The following is a 23,514-nucleotide window of genomic DNA, read 5'->3' as shown; positions in this document are numbered from 1 at the left end:
CCATGGACGGAACCTTCGAGCAGAAGGGGGCCAGCGCCCCCTTCTATCTGCCGCAGGGCGACGAATGCGACATCTTTGCCGCCGCCCACGCCGCCAACCTGCCCCTGCTGCTGAAAGGCCCGACCGGCTGCGGCAAGACCCGTTTCGTCGCCCATATGGCGGCGCGGCTGGGGCGCAGGCTTTACACCGTCGCCTGCCATGACGACCTGTCGGCGGCCGATCTGATCGGGCGCCATCTGCTGAAGGGCGGCGAAACCGTCTGGGTGGACGGCCCCCTGACCCGCGCCGTGCGCGAGGGCGCGATCTGCTATCTCGACGAGGTGGTCGAGGCGCGCAAGGACGTGGCCGTGGTGCTGCACCCGCTGACCGATGACCGCCGCATCCTGCCCATCGACCGCACCGCCGAGGAATTGCAGGCCGCGCCCGGCTTCATGCTGGTGGCAAGCTATAACCCCGGCTACCAGAACATCATGAAGACGCTGAAGCCCTCGACCCGGCAGCGGTTCCTGTCGGTCGAATTCGGCTTTCCCCGCCCCGAACATGAAATCCCCGTGGTGGCGCGCGAAAGCGGGCTGGATGCCGACCGCGTGGCGCTGCTGGTGCGGCTGGCGGGCAAGCTGCGCGCGCTCAAGGGGCAGGATCTGGAAGAGGGCGTCTCGACCCGGCTGGTGGTCTATGCCGCGACCCTGATCGCCGGCGGCATGGCGCTGGACCGCGCCATTCTGGCCGCGATGATCGAGCCGCTGACCGATGACGCGGACACCCGCAAGGGCCTGCTGGATCTGGTCATGGCGGTGACGGGCTAGGCCATGGCACATCTCGACATCTCGCCGTGGGAGCCCGAGGAAACCGTCGGCAAGCTGTGGCACCTGCTGGCCTCACGCATGGACCCGCCGCCGCATTTCCCCGAGGCCGCCGCCCGGTTCGACCAGATGCGCGGCCGGATTGCCGTGCTGTTTCGCGGTCTGGGCGGTGGGGCCGATGTCGAGCTGAAGCCGGTGGCCGATCAGGCCGGGCGCCACCGCATCTCGTGGCGCCGCCGGCTGGCCTTTGATCAGGAACGGCTGGCGCGCGCCAGTTTCGACGGCGAGGCGCTGCGCCTGCCGGTCGAGCTGGCGGTGTTTCCCGCGCGCGAAACCAACGAGGAACTGTATCTGTGGCTGGCCGCGACCTCGGCCCATGCCCGGGATCAGGCGCTGGCCTTTGTTCCCGACCCCGACCCGCTGCGCGCCGATCTGGCGGCGCTGGCCGCCGGCATGGCGATGACCCGCGCCACGCTGTCGGCGGCGCCGGGGCTGCGCCCGCTGTGGCAACGGCTCTGCGCCGCCCATCTGGCGCAGCGCCACCGCCCCGCCCTGCGGGGCACCGAGGCGCAGGTCGAGACATTGATCCGCCACCTGCTGGGCGATCCGACCCGGCCCCAGCCCGATCTTCTGGCCCGCTATCCCGCCCCGCCCGCGCATTGGCAGGCACCGCGCGGCTATCGCCCCACCCTGCCGGTGCCGATGTGGCCCGATCTGCGCGGGCTAAGCTCGGGCCGTCCGGGCGAGGTGGCCAGCCTGCCCACCGCCGGCGCCCCCGAAGAGGCCGGCGACGGCACCGCCCGCAAGACCCGCCGCATGAGCACCGATCAGGCCGAGCGCAAGGACAGCATCATCCTTTACAAATTCGAGGCCATGCTGAGCTGGGCCGAGATGATGAACCTGAACCGCCGGGTCGAGGATGACGATCTGGACAATGCCAAGAAGGCTGCCGACGACCACGAGGAAATCGTGCTGGGTCAGGTCAGCAAGGCCCCGGCGACCAAGCTGAAGCTGCATCTGGACCTCGCGCCCGAGGACGTGGACCGCGAAGCCATCGCCGGTCGCTTCACCTATCCCGAATGGGACGCGCGCGGCGGCGTCTGGCTGCCCGACCATTGCCGGGTGCTGGCCGCCCCGGTCGCCCCCGACCCCGGCTGGCAGGGCTTTTCCGACCCCGCCGCCCGCCGCCGGATCGAGGCCGTGCGCCGCCAGTTTCAGGCCCTGCGCCCGGCGCGGGTGATCCACCACGCCCAGCCCGATGGCGAGGATCTGGATCTGGACGCGACCTTGCGCGCCATCACCGATCTGCGCGCCACCGGGCGCGGCAGCGACCGCGTCTGGCAACAGGCCCGGCCCGGACGGCGCGATCTGGCGGTGTCGATCCTGCTTGACGTGTCACGCTCGACCGAAAGCGCCGTCACCGGCCGGCCGGTGATCGACATCGCGCGCGAGGCGCTGACGGCGCTGGCCTGGGGGCTGGACGCCTGCGGCGACCGTTTCGCCATTCAGGGCTTTTCCTCGCTGAAGCGCGACCGGGTCTGGATCCATGACTGCAAGGATTTCGACGCGCCGATGACCGCCGAGACCGAGGCCCGCATCCACGCCCTGCGCCCGGGCTTTTACACCCGGCTGGGCGCGGCGATCCGCCATGCCTCGGCGGGGCTGGCGCGGCAAAGCCAGTCGCGCCGGCTGCTGCTGGTCGTGACCGATGGCAAGCCCAACGACCTTGACCATTACGAAGGCCGGCACGGGATCGAGGACAGCGCCATGGCCGTGCGTCAGGCCCGGCGGGCGGGACATGCGGTCTTTGGCATCACCATCGACCGCCATGCGCAGGGCTGGTTCCCGCGCATCTTTGGTCAGGGCGGCTTTTCGGTGATCCGCGATCCCGACCGGCTGACCACGGCCCTGCCCGAAATCTATCGCCAGCTGGTGCTGTGATGCGGATCGACGATTTGCCGGGCGAGCTGATCCTGTGGATCCTGATCGCCTCCGAGGTGGCGGTCTTTGCCGCCGGCCTGTCGGCCATGGTGGTGATGGGGCTGCGCGACCCCGTCGGCTTTGCCGCGGCCCATGCCCAGCTGGACGGGCGCATGGCGACGCTGAACACGCTGGTGCTGGTGACCTCGGGCCTGTTCGCCGCCCGCGCCGAACGCGACGCCGCCGCAGGCCGCCGCGCCCGCGCCCGGATCGGGCTGGGCCTTGCGGCATTGGGCGGGCTGGTGTTTCTGGTGCTGAAGGGGCTGGAATATGCCCGCGACATCCACGCCGGTATCGGCATGGACGGCCAGCCGTTCTTTACTTTCTACTACCTGCTGACCGGCTTTCACGCCGCCCATGTCATCGCGGGCGTGGCGGTGCTGGGGCTGGTTACGATCCGCGCCCGCCCGGCGCCGGTGCAGGCGGGGGCGATGTTCTGGCATATGGTGGATCTGGTCTGGGTGCTGATCCTGCCCATCATCTATCTGATCTGGTAGGCGGGTATGGACAGGCTGACCCAAAGCTGGTTGCACCTGCTGGCGCTGACAACCGCCACCACCGTTCTGGCGGGCATCGACAGCCGGCTGGCAGCGGTGGGGCTGCTGGCGCTGGCATGGCTCAAGGCGCGCACGATTCTGGGTGGCTTCCTGCATCTGCGGGCGGCGCCGGGCTGGCTGGGCGCGGCCAGCCTGCCGCTGGCGCTGTGGCTGGCGGCGATTGCCGCGCTTTGCCTGATGCGGCCGGGCTGATCGGGGCTATTCCGTGGCCCAATAGGCCAGCGCCAGCATCGGCAGCGCCGCGCCGATGCCTGCGGCCAGTGCCCAGCCGCCTTGGGCGAATGCCCAGCCGCCGACCGCCGATCCCAATGCACCGCCGACAAAGAACGTCGCCATGTAGAGGCCATTGAGCCGGCTGCGGAATTCGGCCCCAAGGGCAAAGATCGCCCTTTGGCCCAGCGTCATATTGGCCGAAACCCCGAAATCCAGCAGCACCGCCGCCGCCACCAGCAGCCCCAGAGACACCGCCGAGCCCAGCGGCACCAACCCGGTCAGCGCGAATGCCGCAGCCACCGCCAACATCGCGCAGGCGGTGGCAATTCGGGTGCGGCCATGATCGGCCAGCCGGCCCGCGATCGGCGCCGCAACCGCACCGGCCACCCCGGCCAGCGCAAACAATGCGATCCCCCCTTGCGACAGGCCAAAACGCGGCCCGGCCAGCAGCAAAGGCACCGTGGTCCAGAACAGGCTGAAGGCGGCAAAGAGACAGGCCTGATAAAGCGCCCGCCGGCGCAGGATCGGCGTCCCCGCCGCCAGCCGCCCCATCGAGGCCAAAAGTCCGCCATAGCCCAGCCGCGCCGCCGGCACACGCGGCGGCAGCGCCCGCATCAGCACCAGCGCCAGCGCGACCATCACCCCGGCCGAGACCAGAAACACCGCCCGCCAGGACAGCAATTGCGCGACAAGGCTCGACACCGGGCGGGCCAGCATGATGCCCAGCATCAGCCCGCTCATGACATTGCCGACGACGCGGCCGCGCACGGCCTCGGGCGCCAGATGCGCGGCATAGGGCACCAGCACCTGCACCGCGACCGAGCCCAGCCCGATCAGCAGCGATGCCAGCAGAAACCCCACCGCGTGCACCGACAGCGCCGCCACCAATAGACCTAGCGTCGCGACCCCGATCATCGCCAGCACCAGCCGGCGGTTCTCGACCAGATCGCCCAGCGGCACGATCAGCAGCAGCCCGGCGCCATAGCCGATCTGGGTCAGGGTGACGACCAGCCCCGCCGCCTGCGGCGACAGCCCCAGCCCGGCGCTGATCGGCCCGGCCAGCGGCTGCGCGTAATAGATATTGGCCGCGATCAGCCCGCAGGCGGCGGCCAGCAGCACGGTCATCCCCGCCGGAACGGCGGGATGGGCGGCTGGGTGGGATGCGGTCTCAGCCATGACGGCCTCCGTATAAGAAAATGATCGTTTCCAAATTTGCCGCAAGCGGATCAGCCCAGCAGGCGCAGGGCGACCTCGACCACGGCGTCCATCTCGGGGCGGCTGCGGCCGGTCTTGCCGACCACCCGCATCCCTTGCAGCAGGCACAGCATCGTCCGCGCCGTCGCCGCCCGGTCGACCTCTGCCGGGATCGAGCCATCGGCCTGCCCCTGCGCGATCAGCCCGGCCAGCAGCGTCTCGTTGCGGGCCAGCGCGGCCCGGACCCGCTCGGCCATCTCGGCGTCCAGAATGGCCAGCTCGGTCGCGCTGCCGACGACAAGGCAGCCTTGCACACCCTCGGCCCCCTGCGAGGCGTCGGCGTAAAAGGCCAGCGCCCGGCGCAGACGCTGCAACCCGGTCTGCCCCCCGGCGACGGCGCGGGCCAGCTTTTCGGCGCGCACCGCCTTGTTGCGGTCAAAGGCGGCCAGAAACACCGCGCGCTTGTCCTTGAAGGCCTTGTAGATGCTACCCTGCGTCAGCCCCATCGCCGCCGCCAGCTCACTGATCGAGGTGGCATGATAGCCGCGCTGGCGAAAGATCACGACCGCCCGGTCAAGGGCCTCGTCCATGTCATATTCACGTGGTCGGCCGGGGCCACGCGCAACGGATCCTGTGGGGGCGATATCAGACATGCGCCCTGATAGAAAATGATCGTTTCCAAATCAAGCGGGATTCTTCCGCGCCCCCGCCGCCCCGCTTGCCGCCCCCTGACCGGGCGCCTAGATTGCCCGGAAACAGGGCAACGGAGGCGCATCGTGACCGCTGAATTCCCGATCCTGCTGGCGCGGGTCTATGACCCCGCCGAAGCCGGCGCCGGCGCGCGCCTGCTGGTCGACCGGCTGTGGCCGCGCGGCATGGCCAAGGCGGCGCTGCATCTGGACGATTGGCCCAAGGCGGTGGCGCCCAGCACGGCGCTGCGGCAATGGTTCCACGCCACGCCCGGCAACTGGCCCGAGTTCCGCCACCGCTATGAGACCGAGCTGGCCGCCGAGCCGCAGGCGGTCGAACAATGCCTGACCTGGTGCCGGAAAGGCCCCGTCACCCTGCTGACCGCCACCCGCGACCGCACGCAAAGCCACGCCATCATCCTGCGCGACTGGCTGCTGGCGCGGCTATAGCCGGGCAGTCCTGCGATTCGCCGCCCACCCTGCAGCCGGCCGAGCCGGTGCCGCCCCAATCCCGGGCAGCATTGCCCATAATCCGGGCGATCCCGCAGGCCGCAGCCATCCCCCCATCCAATCCATTGACAGAAGTAAAACGCTCGGGCTAGCTTGAACACAACACCGGGCAAATGCGCCCTGCAGGTGGTATCACACTGAACGAAATATCCTTGGCAACCGCGCCCCTTGGCAGATTCTGCCTTGGGGCTTTTCTGTTTGGGCTGGGCACTTGGCCGTGATCGACCTTCCACTGGGACTTCTGTTCTCGACCGACGGACCTTATGGCCGGGTCGCGCACACGCTGCTGAACGGCGCGCTGCTGGCCTGCCAGCAGGTCAATGCCGGTGGCGCGGTCCGCCTGCATCCCATGCCTGTCAATCCCGGCGGCGATCTGGCCAGCTATGCCGCCGGCGCGGCGCAGATGATCGACCAAGGCATCCGCCACATCTGCGGCTGCTATACCTCGTCCAGCCGCAAGGAAGTGCTGCCGCTGATCGAGCGCCATGACGCGCAACTGTGGTATCCCAGCCATTACGAGGGCTTCGAGACCACGGCGAATGTCGTCTATACCGGCGCCGCGCCCAACCAGCACCTGACGCCGCTGATCGATTTCCTGCATGGCCGCTTTGGCCGGCGCGCCTATAGCATCGGATCGAACTATATCTGGGCTTGGGAAAACAGCCGCGTCCTGCGCGAAGGCGTGGCCCGGCTGGGCGGCGAGGTCGTCGCCGAACGCTATGTGCCCGTGGGCGAAACCGATCTTGCCGCCCAGATCGACGAGGTGCTGGCGCTGCGCCCGGATTACGTCTTCAACGCGCTGATCGGCTCGTCGGCCTATGCGTTCTTTCGCGGGCTGCGGCAGGCCTGCCTGCGCCGGGGGATCGATCAGCCGCGCGTGATGCCGGTGGCCAGCTGCAACCTGTCCGAGCCCGAGCTGCAAGAGATCGGCGCCGAGGCCGCCGACGGCCAGATCAGCGCCAGCGTCTATTTCGCCTCGCTGCCCGGGCAGAAGAACCGCGAATTCACTGCCGCCTATGCCGCCGCCTTTCCCGACGGTCCCAGCATTTCGGCCGAGGCCGAGGCCAGCTTCATCGCGGTGCACCTGCTGGCGCGGGCGGTGGCGCGGGCGGGCACGGCCGAGGTGGCGGCGGTACGCGCCGCCCTGCCCGATTGCACGCTGGACGCGCCGCAGGGCCGGGTCTGGATCGACGGTACCACCATGCACGCCTATCTGACGCCGCGCATCGGCCTGTCGCGCAAGGATTTCGGTTTTGATATCCTGCGCCAATCCCCCGAACCCGTGCGGCCCGACCCCTATCTGGTGGGATGGGCGCGCGACATCGAACCCCCGCAAAGCAATCCTGTCCTGAGGATCGTGCCATGAGACCCTCTCGCTTTGTCCAGAACTTTCGCGGCTCGCGCGCCTGGATCTGCGCGGCGCCCGGACCCTCGGCCGGCACGCTGGCCAGCGTGCTGCCCAAGCTGGCGCTGACGCCCGAGCCACTGCCCTGCCAGCTGGGCCAGCTGATCGCGCTGCCTGCCGCCCAGACCGGCGACATCCTGTTTCTGGACGGCGATCTGGTGCTGCCGGCCAGCTGGACCGACCCGCAGGGCCGCGACTGCGCGGCCCCCTGCGCGGTGGTCGGGCTGGTCGGATCCGAGGCGCCCAGCCGGCTGCGCGCGCTGGCACAACTGGGCGCCAAGGCCTTTCTGCCCAAGCCCGTGCATGGCGGCTCGATCTATTCGGCGCTGTTTCTGGCCGTCAACGAATTCAACCAGATCTGCCAGATGCAGGCGATGCTGGACGATCTGAACGACCGCCGCCGCAAGCGCGCGCATGTGCTGCGCGCCGTGGTCCGGCTGGTGCAGCGCGAGGCGCTGGACGGCGATGCCGCCTACGCCCGGCTGCGCCGCGAGGCGATGCGCGCCCGGCTCAGCATCGAAACCTATTGCCAGTTGCTGCTTGAGGCCGGCGACGACCAGGACCCCGACGAAAACCAACAGAGAAGGCAGGCCTAGGCAGGCCAAAGCCCTCCGCCCCAATCCCAACATGGAGTGAAAGATGAACCGGAATCTGACAAACGCCGTTTCGGCGTTCGCATTGCTGTTGTCTGCGGCCAGCCCCGCTCTGGCGCAGGATGCCAAGCCGATCAAGCTGGGCGTGCTTGAGGATCAGTCGGGCGATTTCGCGCTGGCGACCATCGGCAAGGTCCATGCCATCGAACTGGCCGCCGAGGAGATCAACGCCGCCGGCGGCATCGACGGCCGGCCGCTGGAGCTGGTCGAATACGACACCCAGTCCGACAACACCCGCTTTCAGGAATTCATGCGCCGCGTGCTGCAGCGCGACAAGGTGGACGCGGTCTTTGCCGGCTTTTCCTCGGCCTCGCGCGAGGCCTATCGGCCCATCGTCAACCAGTTCGACGGGCTGGCCTTCTACAACAACCAGTATGAGGGCGGCGTCTGCGACGGCAATATGATCGTCACCGGCGCCGTGCCGGAACAGCAGTTCTCGACGCTTCTGCCCTATATGATGGAGAAATACGGCAAGAACGTCTATACGATCGCGGCGGATTACAACTTTGGCCAGATCTCGGCCGAATGGGTGCGCAAGATCGTCGAGGAAAACGGCGGCAAGATGGTGGGAGAAGAATTCATCCCGCTGGGCGTGTCGCAATTCTCGCAGACGATCCAGAACATTCAGGCCGCCAAGCCCGATTTCGTCGTCACCCTGTTGGTGGGCACCGCGCAGGCCTCTTATTATGAACAGGCGGGGGCTGCGAATGTGAACCTGCCGATGGCCTCATCGGTGAACGTCGGACAGGGCTATGAACACAAGCGGTTCAAGGCGCCCAGCCTGAAAGACATGTATGTCACCGTGAACTACATCGAAGAGCTGGACACCCCGGCCAGCAAGGAATTCGTCAAGAAATTCCACGCGAAATTCCCCAACGAGCCCTATATCAACCAAGAGGCCAGCAACTCCTACGCCGCGGTCTATCTTTACAAGCAGCTGGTCGAGCGGGCGAAATCCACCGATCTGGCCGAGATCCGCAAGGTGATCGCCCAGGGCGATGTCTGCGTCGACGGCCCCGGCGGCCAGATGTGCATCGACCCCAAAAGCCAGCATGTCTCGCACACGATCCATCTGGCCCATGTCAAGGCCGACCACTCGATCGAGTTCCCGCAGAAATGGGACGGCATCAAGCCCTACTGGCTGGGCGACGCCGGCTGCGATCTGACCAAGAGCGATCCCAGCGCGCAATACAGCCCCTCGAACCCGCCGCCCAAAAGCTGATGCGCAAGGGTCGGGCCCTGTCCGGGGCCCGATCCCCGCATGGCAAGCACGTCAATAAGGGAATGGATGGTGGATAGCCTCAACCTTGTCTTCAGTTTTCTTTACCAGTTCGGCGATGCCTTCGCCTTTCTGGTGCTCAGCGCCTGCGGCCTTGCCGTCATCTTTGGCATGATGGGCGTCATCAATCTGGCGCATGGCGAATTCATCATGTGCGGCGCCTATGTCTCGACCCGCGCGGCGCATGCCGGCCTGCCGATGCCGCTGGCGGTGCTGGCCGGGGCCGCAGCCGCCGGCATCGCCGGGATGGTCGTCGAATGGGTGGTGATCCGCAGGCTTTACGAACGCCCGCTGGATACCATCGTCGCGACCTGGGGCATTTCGATGATCGTGACGCAGGGCGTGCTGATCCTGCTGGGACCGTCGATGCAAGGCGTCGGCACGCCCTTTGGCAGCTTCTCGGTCGGTGGCTATTCCTATTCGGTCTATCGCATCATCCTGATGCTTTCGGCGGTGGCGGTGCTGGCGGCACTGTGGCTGATGTTCACCCGCACCCGGTTCGGCCTGCTGTCGCGCGCCACGATTCAGGTGCCGCATGTCGCCGAGGCGCTGGGGGTGAACACCAATCTCGTCTACAGCCTGACCTTTGGCCTTGGCGCGGCGCTGGCCGGGCTGGCCGGCGGGCTTTACGCCCCCACCATGACGCTGGTGCCCACCATGGGCGCGTCTTTCATGGTCGAGGCCTTTGTCACCGTGGTCGTCGGCGGCGCCGACATCTTTCTGGGCACGGCGCCGGCTGCGGTGGTGCTGGGGGTGATCAAGGCCGCTCTGACCTCGTGGAAGGGCCAGCTTGCCGGCCAGATCGGCCTGCTGATCGCCGTCATCATCGTGATCCGCATCCTGCCGCGCGGCATCAGCGGCAAGATCCTGCGCGAAAGGGCCTGAGATGGAACAGACTTCACGCATCCGCCGCATCCTTGCCCTGATCGAAGGCCCCCAGACTCTGGGGCGCGGCCCCCGCTTCTGGAGCGGCTTTGCGCTGGTCCTGCTGCTGGCCTGCGCCTATCCGGCCTTCGCCGACAGCTATGACGTCGGCAACAACGTCTATTTCTTCAACTGGCTGTTCATGGCGCTGGGGCTCAGCCTGATCTGGGGCTATGGCGGCGCGCTGAGCTTTGGGCAGACGGCGTTCTTTGGCATCGCCGCCTATTGCTATGGCGTGCTGACGATCAATCTGGGCGATGCCTATGGGCTGACGCTGTTTTCCCTGCTGGCGGCGGTCGGCTGCAGCGCGCTTTGCGCGGCGGTGCTGGGCTATTTTCTGTTCTATGGCCGCATCAACGGCGTATTTCTGGGCATCGTCTCGCTGTCGGTGACGCTGGTGCTGGAACGGTTCATGGCCCAGACCGCCGGACCGGAATGGACCATCGGCAGCGCGCGGCTGAACGGCTTCAACGGCATGGGCAACATGCCCTCGCTGACCATCCCGTGGCCGGGCGGGCCCATCGTGCTTTACCCCGACCTGCCGCTTTACTACGTGACGCTGGCACTGCTGATCGCGGTCTATCTGGGCCTGCGCATGCTGGTGAACTCGCGCTTTGGCAATGTGCTGGTCGCGATCCGCGAAAACCCGCTGCGGGCCGAGATGCTGGGCTATGACATCCGCCGCTATCAGCTGATGGCCTTTGTCATCGGCTCGGCCCTGGCGGGGCTTTCGGGGGTGCTCTACACCTCATGGGGCAACTACATCACCCCGGCCTCGATGGGCATGACGGCGGCGGCGCTGCCGATCGTCTGGGTCGCGGTCGGCGGGCGGAGCGATCTGACCACGACGCTTGTCGGCGCGCTGGCCGTGCTGATCGTGTTCCAGCTGCTGACCATCCACGCCAGCCAATACGCGCTGGTGGTCATGGGCGCGCTGCTGGTCATCACCGTTCTGGTCGCGCCGCGCGGCATCGTCATGGCGCTGGTCGAGGCCACCCTGCGCCTGTCGCGCCGCAAGGAGGCACGCTGATGCATATTCTGGAAACCCGAAAGCTGAACAAGCGCTTTGGCGGGCTGCATGTCACCGGCGATGTCGATTTCGCGCTGACCCCCGGCGAGATGCATTGCCTGATCGGCCCGAACGGCGCCGGGAAAAGCACGTTCTTTCGCCTGATCCTGGGCGAGCATCTGCCCGACAGCGGCGAGATCCTGTTTCAGGATCACGACATCACCCGCGCCCGGCCCTTTCAGCGCATCCGTCAGGGTCTCAGCGTCAAGTTTCAGGTGCCGGGGATCTTCAAGGAACTCAGCGTGCGCCAGAATCTGGTCATCGCGCTGCAACACCATGTCGATCCGCGCATGCTGCCCGAAGAGATCGACCGCCTGCTGGAGTTCCTTGGACTGGCCCATGCGCAGGCGCAGCTGGCCGGCAATCTCAGCCACGGGCAAAAGCAATGGCTGGAAATCGGCATGGCCATCGGGCTGAAGCCCCGGCTGCTGCTGCTGGACGAGCCGACGGCGGGCATGACGCCCGACGAAACCCATGCTACGGGCGAGATGCTCAAGCGGCTGAACGCCGAGGGCATGACGCTGCTGGCGGTGGAACATGACATGGCCTTCGTGCGCCAGATCGCGCACCGGGTCACGGTGCTGCACTTCGGCAAGGTCTTTGCCCAGGGCACCATCGACGAGATCACCGCCGATCCCCGCGTCGCCAAGATCTATCTGGGAGAGGTCGATGCCTGACACCCGTCTTTTGCAAGTCTCGGCCCTGAACGGCGGCTATGGCGGCAAGCCCGTGCTGCAAGGCGTCGATTTCCATGTCGACGAGGGCGAGATCGTCGCCATCATCGGCCGCAACGGCGTCGGCAAGTCGACCCTGATGAAGACGCTGATCGGGCTCCTGCCCCCTGCCGGTGGCGCGATCCAGCTGCGCGGGCAGCGCATCGACACGCTCTCGGCCCATCGCCGCGCCCGGCTGGGCATCGGCTATGTGCCGCAGGGCCGCGACGTGTTCCCGCGCATGACGGTGCTGGAAAACCTGCTGGTCGGGCAGTCCATCTCGGGCCGCCGGATCGAGGGGATGCTGGAACAGGTCTATGAGCATTTCCCCATCCTGCAGGAGCGCGCCGGACAACGCGCCGGCACCATGTCGGGCGGCCAGCAACAGCAGCTGGCCATCGGGCGGGTGCTGATGGGCGCGCCCTCGATGGTGCTGCTGGACGAACCCTCCGAGGGCATCCAGCCCAATATCGTGCAGGGCATCGCCCGGATCATGGTCGAGCTGAACCGCCGCACCGGGCTGGGCGTGGTCTTTGTCGAACAGAACATCGACATGATCCGGGCGATGGCGCAGCGCTGCTATGTCATGGACAAGGGCCGCATCACCGCCGCGCTCAGCCGGGCCGACCTGGACGACCAGGATCGGATCCGCAGCTATCTTTCCGTCTGAACCTATTGAAACAGCACGAAGAAAAGGAACGTCCCGATGAGCTGGTTTGACGACAGCATCATGGCCCGCAAGGCCGTCGCCCGCGGCGAGGCCCGCGCCGAGCGCAGCCTGACCGAGGCCGAGCAGGGCAGCTATCCCTATGTCTACAGCGCCGCGATCCCGCCGGTGCTGCGCATCGACCCCGGCACGGTGGTGACCTGCGAAACCCATGACGCCTTTGAGGGCGCGATCCGCAAGGAAAGCGACCGTCCCTCGGAAATCCTGAACTTTCCGTTCCTGAACCCGCAGAACGGCCCGATCTGGGTCAATGGCGCCGAACGGGGCGACACGCTGGCGGTGCATATCGACAGCATCGTGCCGCGCGGGCCGCAGCCGCGCGGCACCACGGTCATCATGCCGGAATTCGGCGGCCTCGTCCCCACCGCCGACACCGCCCTGCTGACCGCGCCCCTGCCCGAGCGGGTGCGCAAGCTCGATGTCACCGCCGAACAAGGCACCGTCTGGAACGAGCGCATCACCCTGCCCTATCAGCCCTTCATCGGCACCATCGGCTGCGCGCCGCTGGCCGAGGCGATCTCGTCGCTGGTGCCCGATTACTATGGCGGCAACATGGACCTGCCGGATGTGGCGCCGGGCGCGGTGATCTATCTGCCGGTGCAGACCGAGGGTGGCTTCCTGTTTCTGGGCGACTGCCATGCCGCGCAGGGCGATGGCGAACTGTGCGGCGTCGCCATCGAACATCCGACCGTCACCACCGTCCGGGTCGATCTGATCAAGGGCTGGACCATCCGCTCGCCCCGGCTGGAGAACGCCGATTTCTACATGACCGTCGGATCGGCGCGCCCGATGGAGGATGCCGCCCGCGGCGCCTACCGCGAGCTGATCCGCTGGCTCGCCGCCGATTTCGGCTTTGACGAGATCGACGCCTATATGCTGCTGACCCAATGCGGCCGGGTGCGGCTGGGCAATATGGTGGACCCGAAATACACGCTGGGCGCCTCGGTCCTGAAATCCATCGTCGGCATCTCTGCCTGACCCTGCGGCCCGGCGGCAGCGCGCGCCGGGCCCACCCTTTCCAGACCGACCGATCACCGGAACCGCGTTCCGGCGACCCCGAAAGGACAGCCATGACCATCGCGACCACGCCCGCCTCGCTGGACGATCCCGAGACCCTGACCGTGCCCCGGATCCACGCCGCATTCGCGCAGGGGCTCTTTAGCGCCGAGGATCTGACCCGCGCCTGCCTCGACCGGATCGAGGCGGTGAACGGCCATCTGAACGCCATCATCTTTGCCGATCCCAGCGCGCTGGAACAGGCGCGCAGCATCGACCGCCGCCGCGCCGCCGGCGACAAGCTGGGGCCCTTGGCGGGCATCCCGGTGGTGATCAAGGATTCCATCGACCTTCAGGGCTTTCCGACCACGGCGGGCTGGTCGCTGCTGCATGAACCCACGGGCGGGGTCGCCCTGCTGCCGGAACGCGATGCCCCGGTCGCCGCGCGCATGAAGGCCGCCGATGCGGTGATCCTGGGCAAGACCAATATCCCGATCCTCAGCTGGACCGGCACGCATGCCCATGACAGCTGGGCCGGCCCGACGCTGAACGCGGTCCTCGAGAATCGCGTGCCCGGCGGCTCCAGCGCCGGCACCGCCTGCGCGGTCGCTGCACAGATGTGCGTGCTGGGTCTGGCCGAGGAAACCGGCGGCTCGATCCAGAACCCGGCTTCGGCGCATGGGCTGGTCGGGATCAAGCCGACCATCGGGCTGGTCCCGAATGTGGGGGTGGTGCCGCTGTCCTCGAACCGCGACGTGGTCGGGCCGATCGCGCGCAATGTCCGCGATGCGGCGATCTGTCTGGACGTGATCGCCGGCTTCACCAATCAGGACCCCAAGACGCTGGCCTCGGTCGGCCATATCCCGGCGCAGGGCTTTGCCGCGGGGCTGGGCCCGGATGCGCTGCGGGGCCGGCGCATCGGCCTTTACGGCCCCGGCTGGCGCCCGGACGCGCTGTCCCTGGAAACGCAGGCGCTTTACGACCGGGCGCAGCAGCTTTTGCGGGCCGCAGGCGCCATCCTGATCGAGGACCCCTTTGCCGGCACCGATTTCAACCGCCATCGCCAGATCACGCCGGGCACGCCGTTCTTTGACGGGCGCGGGCTGGAATCGCTGCCCTATGACATGACCTGCTATCTGCGCCGGCTTGGCCCCGAGGCGCCGATCAGGAACTGGCACGACTTCGTCGCGGCCACCGCCGCCCAGGACGTGCTGGCCAAGGGGGCGATCCTTGGCTACCTGCACGAGCTGCCCGATTTCGCCGCCGCACTTGCCGACCCCGACCACCCGCCCGCCCTGCCCGAGTTCGCGGCGCTGAAGGCCACCTATCTGCGCCTCATCGACGAAGTCTTTGACCGGCACGGACTGGACGCGCTGGTCTATCCGCAGATGCTGGCCGAACTGCCGACCGTGCGCTCGGGCGAGGCGATCCGCGAAACCACGGTGGGCGAGCTCAATATTGCGGGCCTGCCCGGCGTCACCCTGCCCGCCGGACGCTACGCCTCGGGCGCGCCCTTCGAGCTGATCTTTCTGGGCCGGCTCTGGTCCGAGGCGATGCTGCTGAACCTGGCCCATGACTGCGAAGGCCGGCTGCGCCAGACGGGTCTGCCACCGGCCTAAGACACCGGACAACCGCCGCGCCGGATCGTTTCCCCCGGGGTCCGGCGCGGCGCCTTTGGCCCGCAACAGGCCGGCCGCGCCTCGCCCTTAACCCACGGCCACGGCATGGCTGGCGCGGCGCATCGTTGAAATCGAACCCCGAGGAATGCAGCCCCGCGTGATCCTCGCCCGCGCCCGGCCAGACATAGTTGCCGGGGCGATGGGCGATCATCGCGCCGAAATCCTCAGAAACCATCAAGGGCGCCGCAGCTTCGCGCCAGTGCGGCGGGCCAGCCACCTGCCGCACGATGCCTGTGGTGGGTGATGCCCGCACCGCTTGGGCCGGGATGGGCCCTGTGGATTCAGCAAGCTGGCGGCTCGCGGTTGAAATCGCCCGTGCCGAGGGGCGGGCCGGAAATGCCGGTCAGGCGCAAATCATCGAATGGTCGGTGCTCGACGCCCTGCTGTCGGGCGCCATCGCCCCCGGACAGCTGCCGCAAGTGGTGTCGACACTCATGCCGGAGCGGAGCTAGCCTCCCCGACCGCCTTATCCGGCACCCGGCCGGGGTTCAGGGCAGCACCTTTCCCGGGTTCAGGATGTTGCGCGGGTCCAGCGCCATTTTCAGCCGGCGCATCGTGGCGATCTCGGCGGCGGATCGCGAATGGTGCAGATAGTCGCGCTTGTTGATGCCGATGCCGTGCTCGGCCGAAATCGAGCCACCATAGCGCGCGATCAGGGCATAGATCAGGGCCTTGACCTCATCCTTGCGTTCGGGCGTCGGCAGGCCGGTCGTCACATGCAGGTTGCCATCGCCCAGATGGCCCAGCACATGCAGGCCCAGAAACTCGGGGATTTCGCGGGCAAGGCTGCGTTCGGCCTCGGCGACAAAGGCGGCCATGTCGCGCAGGCGCAACGAGATGTCAAAGTCGATCATCACGGTGAACAGCCGCTGCTCGGCATCGAAATCCTCGCGGATGCGCCACAGCTCGTCGCGCTGGCGCAGCGATTGCGCGATCACCGCATCCCCGGCATCGCCGCTGTCGATGGCCTGCATGACGGCGTTCTGGAACCGCTCGTCGTCGCTTTCCGGCGCAAAGCCCTCGGCCTCGCACAGGACGCAGAACGGGAAACGGTCCTGCATCGGCCGGCGCCCCTCGGACAGGGCGGCCAGATTGAACTCGTAGAACTCTTCCCACATGATCTCATAGCTTGACAGCGTGCCCTGCAAATTGCGGCGCATGGTGGCAAGGGTGCGCGTCACGGCCTCGAAATCGCGAAAGCCCAGCAGCGCGGTGCTGCGCGTCACCGGCCCGGGATGCAGGCGCAGCACCGCGCGGGTGATGACGCCCAGCGTCCCCTCCGAGCCGATGAAAAGCTGCTTCAGGTCATAGCCGGTGTTGTCCTTGGCATAGGCGGTCAGATGCGACAGCACCGTGCCATCGGCCAGCACCGCCTCCAGCCCCAGCACCTGATCGCGGGCGACGCCATAGCGCAGCGCCTGAAACCCGCCGGCATTGGTCGACAGCGCGCCGCCCAGCATGGCGCTGCCGCGCGCCCCGAAATCCAGGCCAAAGCGCAGGCCCTGCGCCTCGCAACGCTCTTGCAGGGTCTGGATGACCGCGCCGGCCCCGGCCTCGACCGTCATCGCCTGCGGATCGGGCGTGCCGATCCGGTCCAGCCGCATGGTCGACAGGATGATCGCCTCGGGGCTGGCCGCGGTGCCTTGATTAAGGTTGGTGCGCCCGCCCTCGGGGATGACGGGGCAGCCATTGTCGTTGCACCATGCCAGCACCGCCGAAAGCTCGGGCACCGAGGCCGGGCTGACCACCGCCCGCGCCCGCGTCGCGACCGGGTTCCAGAAATCCTGCGGCCGCTCGCGCAGCGCCGCGCCATCCAGCACATGGCCCGCGCCCACGATGTCGACCAGCGGTCGCGGCGCGCTCATGCCGCCACCTCGGCCAGTTCGCGCACCAATGCCCGCCCGCCCGACTGGATGAATCCCGCATCCGACCCGATGGTAAAGAACGTGAACCCCATCGCCGCCAGCTCGGGCAGATCCCCGGCGATGTTCATGTCGATACCGGCGGCCTTGCCATGCGCGCGCGCCGCCCGCGCCACCCGCTCCAGCGCCGCGCGCATCTGCTGCTTGCGCTCTCCGATCGGCAGGCCAAGCGAGCTGGCCAGATCGGCCGGCCCGACATAAAGCGCCTCATAGCCCGGCAGCGCCGCGATCGCCTCGACATTCGCCAGCCCGGTCGCGCTTTCGATCTGCAGGATCAGCGTGGTCGCGTCATTGGCGCGGGCGGTGTAATCGGCAAAGCCATCGTAATAGCCCGAGGCGCGCCAGGGCCCGATGCCGCGCTGACCCATGGGCGCATAGCGGCAGGTGTCGATGACCTGCCGCGCCGCCTCGACAGTGTCGATCATCGGCACCATGACCCCGCAGGCCCCCGCATCCAGCGCCGCCTTGATCTCGCCTGCGCAATGCGACCGCGGGCGAAAGATGGCCGGCGCATCATGCAGCTCGCAGGCAGGCAAAAGCGCACCAAGATCGCCCAGCCCGATGGCCGAATGCTCGCTGTCCAGCAGCAGGAAATCGAAATCCAGCCGGGCCATCAGCTCGATCACGCTGGGATGGGGCAGCGTGCACCATGCGCCGGTCACGACATCGCGCCGCGACAGACGCTCGCGCAGGGACAGGCCAAGGGTCAGGCTCTTGGGCAACAGGGCGGGGTCGAAGCTCAACGCGGGCTCCTCGTCTGGTGGGTTTTGGTGAAGGCGGCAAAGGCGCGCTGGATCAGCAAGGCGATCAGCACATAGACCACCGAGATCAGGATCAGCGGCTCATAGGTCAGGTAGGTGGCCTGCCGGACCTGCGCGGCCACCGAATAGATGTCCATGACCGTGATGGTCGCGACCAAGGGCGTCGCCTTCAGCTGCAGGATGGTCTCGCCCACCAGCGTCGGCAGCGCGCGGCGGAACGCCTGCGGCAGCCAGATCCGGCGAAAGATATGCCAGCGGGTCATGCCAAAGGATTGCGCGGCCTCAAGCTGGCCCTTGGCGATGCCCAGAAACGCGCCGCGCATCACCTCGCCCTCATAGGCGGCATAGGACATGGTCAGCGCCAGCACCGCATAGGGCCATGCCTGCCGCAGCACCGGCCACAGCGCCGATTGCCGGATTTCGGGATTGGCGGCAAATAGCGCGCCAAGGCCGTAATACAGCAACCACAGCTGCAACAGCAGCGGCGTGCCCCGGATCACGGTGCAAAATACGCGGGCCGGCAGCGCCAGCCAGCGCGGCCCGGCCGCCTGCGCGATGCCAAGGCCGATGGCCAGCACCAACCCCAGCGCCGTGGTCACGACCAGCAACCACAGCGTGGTCCACAGCCCCCACAGCAGCTTGGGATAATAGCTGGCCAGCCAGTCCCAGCGCATGCTGGCGGCGGCATAGACCGCGAACGCCGCCAGCACGAGCCAGCCCCAGCGGCCCAAAGCCGGCGGCCTGACCTGGGCCTGCACCTCGGTCACATCGGCGTCGATGACGGGTTTGGCAAGCTGGCTCATGCGCGCACATCCTTGGGCAGACCCCGGCGCGCCCATGCCTCCAGCCGGTGCGACAGCGCATTCGAGATCAGCGAGGCGATCAGGTAAAGACAGCCCGCCGCCATGAAAAAGGTGAAATATTCCTTGGTCGTGCCGGCGGCCTGGCGCGTGACCTGCGTCAGCTCGCCAAAGCCCAGCACCGCCAGCAGCGCCGTGTCCTTCATCGCGATCAGCCACAGGTTCGACAGGCCCGGCAGCGCGGCAGGCAGCATCGCCGGCAGCGTGATGCGGCGCATGATCGCGGGGCCGGTCATGCCAAAGGATTGCGCCGCCTCGATCTGGCCCACGGGCACCGACAGGATGGCGCCCCGGATCACCTCGGTCGCATAGGCGCCCTGCACGACGCCCAGAACAAGGATGCCGGCGGCGGCGCCATTGATCTCGACCTGCCCGTAACCCAAGCTGCCCGACACCGCATTCAGCAGGTCCGAGCCCGCGAAATAGACGATCAGGATCAGCACCAGCTCGGGCACCGAACGCACCACCGTGGTATATAGCTCCAGCAACTGCCGCAGCAGCGCATTTCCGTGCAGCTTGCCGATGCCGGCCAGCGTGCCGATCACCAGCCCCAGCGCAAAGGCGCCAAAGGCGATCGACAGCGAACGGTAAAGCCCCGTCAGCAGCGCCTCCCCCCACCCGTCATGCAGGAGAAGGCCCAGATCAAGGCCAAGAATGCTCAGCGAGGACATCTGGGCCAAGCCGCCTTACTGGCCGTCGCCATAGATGTCGTGGTCGAAATACTTGGCCGTGATCTTGGCATAGGTGCCATTCTGGCGCAGCGCGGCGATGGCGGCGTTCAGCCGTTCCTTGACCTCGGGTTCGTCCTTGCGCAGCCCGGCGCCATAGCCCTCGCCCAGCGTCTCGACGTCGCGCGGCAAGCTGCCCTTGACATCGCAGCAGGCGCCGGTGGGCGTCTTCAGGAATTCGTCCATGGCGATGGCGCCGTCAAGCACCGCGTCGATGCGACCTGCGGCCAGATCCTGATAGGCCTCGTCCTGCGAGGCATAGCCGCGGATCTCGGAGGCCTCGGCGGCGTAATGTTTCTGCGCATAGGTCTGATACCCGGTCGAGACCTGCACGCCGATGATCTTGCCCGCCATATCGGCCGGCTCGATGCCCATTTTGACGTCCTTGGCGGCGGCGACCTGCGTCACGACCTCATAATATTTGTCGGAAAAGTCGATGACCTTGCGCCGTTCGTCATTGATGCGCAGCGAATTCATGATCACGTCGATCTTGCCGTTCAAAAGCGCCGGGATGATGCCCTCCCATGCGACCGGAACCAGCTCGCAGTCATATTTCGCCTCGGCGCAAAGCGCGGTGATGAAGTCGGGCTCCCAGCCGGTCCAGCTGCCGCCGGGCGAGGACACCCAGAAGGGCGGATATGCCTCGGGCGAGAACCCGACCTTCAGCGTCTCGGCCTGCGCCGCGCCTGCGAAAAACGCGGTGGCCAGCGACAGCGCGGCAATCAACTTGTTCATCTTCTTCTCCCGGTTGTGGTGGTTGTTCTTGTTTCAGAAATTGCCAAGGAACCGGCCAAGGCGTTCGGATTTCGGCCGACCGAACAGCTCGGCAGGCGGGCCCTGCTCCTCGATCCTGCCGTTGTGCAGGAACACGACCTGATTGGCCACGTCGCGGGCAAAGCCCATCTCATGCGTGACCAGAACCAGGGTCCGGCCTTCCTCGGCAAGGCCCCGGATCACCTTCAGCACCTCGCCCACCAGTTCGGGGTCCAGCGCCGAGGTCGGCTCGTCAAACAGCATCGCATGCGGATCCACCGCCAGCGCCCGGGCAATGGCCGCGCGCTGCTGCTGGCCGCCCGACAGGAACGACGGGTATTCGTGGATCTTGTGTCCCAGCCCGACGCGGTCCAGCAGCGCCTCGGCCTGCCAGACGGCATCCTTGCGCTCCAGCCCCAGCACCCGCACCGGCGCCTCGATGACGTTTTCCAGCAGCGTCATATGCGTCCACAGGTTGAAGCCCTGAAACACCATGGCCAGCCGGCTGCGGATGCGCCGCAATTGCGCGCCAGAGCTGGGCGCCAGATTGCCATGCCCGTCCCGCGCCAGCGCGATTTCCTCGCCATTGATGCGGACGGTTCCGGCCGAGGGATGCTCAAGGAAATTCAGGCAGCGCAGAAAGGTGGATTTGCCCGATCCGCTGCCGCCGATAATGGCGATCACATCGCCCTGCATGGCCGTCAGGTCGATCCCCTTGAGCACTTCCAGCGCGCCAAAGGACTTGCGGATACCCGTGACATGCAAGGCTTCGGGCGACGTCAGCGCGACGTGACCAGAGCTCATTCCCGATTTCCCTGTTATAATTCTGATTTACCTTGGATAGACAGTAGCTATAGATTTCATGGCCATGAATGCTAAAAATTCTTGCCCGTGAGCAAATCTGATTCATGCGAAAACTGCGTCGGCACATCCCTTCGGGCAATCTGCTCTATGTCTTTGACGCGGCCGCCCGGCTGGAAAGCTTTACCCGCGCCGCCGATGAGCTGAACGTGACGCCCGCCGCCGTCAGCCACGCGATCCGCCAGCTTGAACAATGCATCGGCCTGCCGCTGTTCCATCGCCGGCACCGGCAACTCACGCTCAATTCCGACGGGGCGCGGCTGCGCGCGGCCATCACCTCGGGCCTGAACCATATCGAGGACGCGGTCGAGGAGATCCGTGCCTCGCTGACCTCGACGACGGTCAAGGTCTATGCGCCGATCTCGGCCGGCAGCTACTGGTTCCTGCCCCGGCTGTCGCGCTATCCCGATCCGACGACCCGCATCGAAATGCAGCTTTACAACTCGGACCGCAATCTGGACCTGCCGGCGGATGGGGTGTCCTTTGCCGTGACCAATGGCCGCGCCGACTGGGCCGGGCACGAACGCCACCCCTTTGCCCGCGAAATCATCACGCCGGTCTGCAGTCCCGCCTATCTGGACCGGCACGGGCCGCTGCGCGCGGCGCCCGACCTGCTGGCCCATCCGCTTTTGCATCTGGATGCCAGCTATCACGAAGGCATCGTCTGGGACGACTTTCTGCGCTTTGTCGGGGTCACACCGCGGCAGGGCCAGCCGGGCGCCACCTACAACAACTACATCCTCGTCATGCAGGCGGCGCTGACCGGGGCCGGCATCGCGCTTGGCTGGCAGCATTCCACGGATGAGCTGCTCCGCTCGGGGGCGCTGGTGCCGGCGCTGCCGCTTTCGGTGAATTCCGGCCAGCATTTCAGCGTCGTCCATCGCAGCGAGCGCGCGCTGACGCCCCGGGCGCAGGCGGTCTGCGACTGGTGCATCGCCATGCGGCAGGCCGAGGACGCCGAGATGGACAATCCCACGACGATCCGGCTTAGCCCCGGCCAGCTGCGCCGCTAAAGCACAAAGCGCCGCAGGTCGGGGTCATCCAGGCTCAGGCAACCGACCTGCCCCATCAGCATGTCCAGTTCTTCGCGCAGGATCGCAAGCGCCCGGTCGGCACCCGCCGCCCCGCCCGCGACCACACCAAACAGCGTCGGCCGCCCGGCAAAGACGAAATCCGCCCCAAGGCAAAGCGCCGCCAGCACATCGGTGCCGCGCCGGATGCCGCCATCCATCATCAGGGGCACATCCGGCCCGATCGCCGCGCGCAACCGCCCCAGCAGCGGCGGGATCGCGGCGAGCCGGTCGCCCTGCCGCCCGCCGTGGTTCGAGGCGATGATGCCATCCGCCCCCAGATCGACCGCAATGGCGGCATCCTCGGGATGCGAGACGCCCTTGACCACCAGCTTGCGCGGCCAAAGCTGGCGAAACAGCTTCAGATGGTCCCATGTCTGCACGCAATAGGAATGGGTATTGGCATATTCGGCGACCTGCATCGCATCCGACCCGACCGGGGCGTAGGGCCGCCAGTTCTCCATCACCGGCATGCCGCCGGTGCGCAGATAGTCCAGCGACCATGCCGGGTGCAGCATCCCGTCCAGCACCATGCGCGGCGTCATCCGCAGCGGAATGCCAAAGCCATTGCGCAAATCCCGCTCACGCTTGGCCGCCAGCGGAATGTCGATGGTCACCACCAGCGCCGCACAGCCCGCACGCTCGGCCCGCAGGATCATGTCGCGGGTGATGGCGGGCTCGGCGGCGCCGTAAAGCTGATACCACGCATGATCCGGCGCGGCCTGCATGACCACTTCGATGGAATCGACGCTGGTGCCCGACAGGATGAAAGGCAGGTTCGCCCGCTGCGCGGCCCCCGCCAGAATGCTGTCGGCGCCCGGACGGAACAGCCCGGCATAGCCCGTGGGCGCAATGCCAAAGGGGCTGTCATAACGTCGGCCAAACAATGTCTTGTCCTGCCTGCGGCCCGTCACATCCAGCATATAGCGCGGCAGGAACCGGACGGCAGACAGGGCGTCGGCATTCTCGCGCATCGCCGCCTCGTCCCCGGCACCGCCGTCGATCCAGTCGAACAGGATCCGGGGCAACCGCCGCCGCGCCCGTTCCCGCAGATCGGCGATGGTGATGCAGTCCTTCATGTCACTCTCCTGACTCGCCGGCGGCAGGGTAACGGCCCGGCGCCGGTGGTCCATCTCTGAAATTCTTGTCCATGAATGAGCTGGATTTG

The 23,514-nt window shown here is 67.2% G+C and carries 25 protein-coding genes; 16 read left to right on the top strand and 9 right to left on the bottom strand.

The window, feature by feature from the left end:
* Positions 1 to 2 precede the first annotated feature (2 nt).
* Genes GL279_RS07230 through GL279_RS07215 form a run of 4 tightly spaced genes read left to right on the top strand, consistent with a single transcriptional unit; the run spans position 3 to position 3,532 of the window.
* Positions 3 to 806, top strand: coding sequence for a CbbQ/NirQ/NorQ/GpvN family protein (locus GL279_RS07230; RefSeq protein ID WP_155063953.1), 804 nt, complete (start codon positions 3 to 5; stop codon positions 804 to 806).
* 3 nt (positions 807 to 809) lie between these two features.
* The gene (locus GL279_RS07225; RefSeq protein ID WP_155063952.1) at positions 810 to 2,744 is read left to right on the top strand and encodes a nitric oxide reductase activation protein NorD; all 1,935 of its coding nucleotides are present in this window, start codon (positions 810 to 812) and stop codon (positions 2,742 to 2,744) included.
* The gene (locus GL279_RS07220; RefSeq protein WP_155063951.1) at positions 2,744 to 3,280 is read left to right on the top strand and encodes a cytochrome c oxidase subunit 3; all 537 of its coding nucleotides are present in this window, start codon (positions 2,744 to 2,746) and stop codon (positions 3,278 to 3,280) included. Before GL279_RS07225 ends, GL279_RS07220 begins: the two co-directional genes overlap by 1 nt.
* 6 nt (positions 3,281 to 3,286) lie before the next feature.
* On the top strand, positions 3,287 to 3,532 hold the full coding sequence (locus tag GL279_RS07215; protein WP_155063950.1) for a cytochrome C oxidase subunit IV family protein: 246 nt from the start codon (positions 3,287 to 3,289) through the stop codon (positions 3,530 to 3,532).
* Positions 3,533 to 3,538: 6 nt separating this feature from the next.
* On the opposite strand, the gene GL279_RS07210 is transcribed toward GL279_RS07215, so the two are convergent.
* Entirely contained in the window at positions 3,539 to 4,729 is a 1,191-nt protein-coding gene (locus GL279_RS07210; protein WP_155063949.1) for an MFS transporter, read from the bottom strand.
* A 50-nt stretch (positions 4,730 to 4,779) separates the two neighbouring features.
* Entirely contained in the window at positions 4,780 to 5,337 is a 558-nt protein-coding gene (locus tag GL279_RS07205) for a TetR/AcrR family transcriptional regulator (RefSeq protein ID WP_211371274.1), read from the bottom strand.
* Between the two features lie 186 nt (positions 5,338 to 5,523).
* Here GL279_RS07205 and GL279_RS07200 point away from each other — a divergent pair, with 186 nt between their 5' ends.
* The 11 genes from GL279_RS07200 to GL279_RS07150 all read left to right on the top strand — a co-directional run bounded on the left by GL279_RS07200 (position 5,524) and on the right by GL279_RS07150 (position 15,843).
* Entirely contained in the window at positions 5,524 to 5,886 is a 363-nt protein-coding gene (locus tag GL279_RS07200) for a DUF488 domain-containing protein (protein ID WP_343039733.1), read from the top strand.
* Between the two features lie 277 nt (positions 5,887 to 6,163).
* Complete coding sequence (locus GL279_RS07195) at positions 6,164 to 7,312, top strand: transporter substrate-binding domain-containing protein (RefSeq protein ID WP_211371273.1); 1,149 nt, start codon at positions 6,164 to 6,166, stop codon at positions 7,310 to 7,312.
* Complete coding sequence (locus GL279_RS07190) at positions 7,309 to 7,947, top strand: ANTAR domain-containing response regulator (RefSeq protein ID WP_155063946.1); 639 nt, start codon at positions 7,309 to 7,311, stop codon at positions 7,945 to 7,947. The genes GL279_RS07195 and GL279_RS07190 overlap by 4 nt, the downstream gene beginning before the upstream one ends.
* Before the next feature lie 43 nt (positions 7,948 to 7,990).
* Positions 7,991 to 9,226, top strand: a complete 1,236-nt coding sequence (locus GL279_RS07185) for an urea ABC transporter substrate-binding protein (protein ID WP_155063945.1) — start codon at positions 7,991 to 7,993, stop codon at positions 9,224 to 9,226.
* A 66-nt stretch (positions 9,227 to 9,292) separates the two neighbouring features.
* Positions 9,293 to 10,168 (top strand): ABC transporter permease subunit, encoded by an 876-nt coding sequence (locus GL279_RS07180; protein ID WP_155063944.1) that lies wholly within the window; start codon positions 9,293 to 9,295, stop codon positions 10,166 to 10,168.
* A gap of 1 nt (position 10,169) precedes the next feature.
* Complete coding sequence (locus GL279_RS07175; protein WP_155063943.1) at positions 10,170 to 11,237, top strand: ABC transporter permease subunit; 1,068 nt, start codon at positions 10,170 to 10,172, stop codon at positions 11,235 to 11,237.
* On the top strand, positions 11,237 to 11,953 hold the full coding sequence (locus tag GL279_RS07170; protein WP_155063942.1) for an ABC transporter ATP-binding protein: 717 nt from the start codon (positions 11,237 to 11,239) through the stop codon (positions 11,951 to 11,953). The genes GL279_RS07175 and GL279_RS07170 overlap by 1 nt, the downstream gene beginning before the upstream one ends.
* Positions 11,946 to 12,659, top strand: a complete 714-nt coding sequence (locus GL279_RS07165) for an ABC transporter ATP-binding protein (protein WP_155063941.1) — start codon at positions 11,946 to 11,948, stop codon at positions 12,657 to 12,659. The genes GL279_RS07170 and GL279_RS07165 overlap by 8 nt, the downstream gene beginning before the upstream one ends.
* Positions 12,660 to 12,695: 36 nt before the next feature.
* Positions 12,696 to 13,694, top strand: coding sequence for an acetamidase/formamidase family protein (locus tag GL279_RS07160; RefSeq protein WP_155063940.1), 999 nt, complete (start codon positions 12,696 to 12,698; stop codon positions 13,692 to 13,694).
* A gap of 92 nt (positions 13,695 to 13,786) precedes the next feature.
* Positions 13,787 to 15,331 (top strand): amidase, encoded by a 1,545-nt coding sequence (locus GL279_RS07155; protein WP_155063939.1) that lies wholly within the window; start codon positions 13,787 to 13,789, stop codon positions 15,329 to 15,331.
* A 335-nt stretch (positions 15,332 to 15,666) separates the two neighbouring features.
* Entirely contained in the window at positions 15,667 to 15,843 is a 177-nt protein-coding gene (locus tag GL279_RS07150; RefSeq protein WP_155063938.1) for a hypothetical protein, read from the top strand.
* Positions 15,844 to 15,879: 36 nt separating this feature from the next.
* Here GL279_RS07150 and GL279_RS07145 read toward each other — a convergent pair whose 3' ends face one another.
* Genes GL279_RS07145 through GL279_RS07120 form a run of 6 tightly spaced genes read right to left on the bottom strand, consistent with a single transcriptional unit; the run spans position 15,880 to position 21,219 of the window.
* Positions 15,880 to 17,256, bottom strand: a complete 1,377-nt coding sequence (locus GL279_RS07145; protein ID WP_155063937.1) for an FAD-binding oxidoreductase — start codon at positions 17,254 to 17,256, stop codon at positions 15,880 to 15,882.
* Positions 17,253 to 18,056, bottom strand: coding sequence for an HpcH/HpaI aldolase family protein (locus GL279_RS07140; protein WP_155063936.1), 804 nt, complete (start codon positions 18,054 to 18,056; stop codon positions 17,253 to 17,255). The genes GL279_RS07145 and GL279_RS07140 overlap by 4 nt, the downstream gene beginning before the upstream one ends.
* Positions 18,053 to 18,877 (bottom strand): ABC transporter permease, encoded by an 825-nt coding sequence (locus GL279_RS07135; protein WP_155063935.1) that lies wholly within the window; start codon positions 18,875 to 18,877, stop codon positions 18,053 to 18,055. Before GL279_RS07135 ends, GL279_RS07140 begins: the two co-directional genes overlap by 4 nt.
* The gene (locus GL279_RS07130) at positions 18,874 to 19,605 is read right to left on the bottom strand and encodes an ABC transporter permease (RefSeq protein ID WP_155063934.1); all 732 of its coding nucleotides are present in this window, start codon (positions 19,603 to 19,605) and stop codon (positions 18,874 to 18,876) included. The genes GL279_RS07135 and GL279_RS07130 overlap by 4 nt, the downstream gene beginning before the upstream one ends.
* A gap of 15 nt (positions 19,606 to 19,620) precedes the next feature.
* On the bottom strand, positions 19,621 to 20,397 hold the full coding sequence (locus GL279_RS07125; RefSeq protein WP_155063933.1) for a transporter substrate-binding domain-containing protein: 777 nt from the start codon (positions 20,395 to 20,397) through the stop codon (positions 19,621 to 19,623).
* 33 nt (positions 20,398 to 20,430) lie between these two features.
* Entirely contained in the window at positions 20,431 to 21,219 is a 789-nt protein-coding gene (locus GL279_RS07120; protein WP_155063932.1) for an ABC transporter ATP-binding protein, read from the bottom strand.
* Between the two features lie 104 nt (positions 21,220 to 21,323).
* Between GL279_RS07120 and GL279_RS07115 the strand changes: the two genes are divergently transcribed.
* Entirely contained in the window at positions 21,324 to 22,289 is a 966-nt protein-coding gene (locus GL279_RS07115) for a LysR substrate-binding domain-containing protein (protein WP_155063931.1), read from the top strand.
* Here the strand turns inward: GL279_RS07115 and GL279_RS07110 are convergent.
* Complete coding sequence (locus tag GL279_RS07110; protein ID WP_155063930.1) at positions 22,286 to 23,425, bottom strand: alpha-hydroxy acid oxidase; 1,140 nt, start codon at positions 23,423 to 23,425, stop codon at positions 22,286 to 22,288. The two genes, GL279_RS07115 and GL279_RS07110, sit on opposite strands and share 4 nt — an antisense overlap.
* Between the last annotated feature and the right edge of the window lie 89 nt (positions 23,426 to 23,514).

The sequence above is a fragment of the Paracoccus limosus genome, from assembly GCF_009711185.1.
Classification (GTDB): domain Bacteria; phylum Pseudomonadota; class Alphaproteobacteria; order Rhodobacterales; family Rhodobacteraceae; genus Paracoccus; species Paracoccus limosus.
Note: the sequence above shows the minus strand (reverse complement) of the source record. Positions and strands in the feature narration are given on the sequence as shown.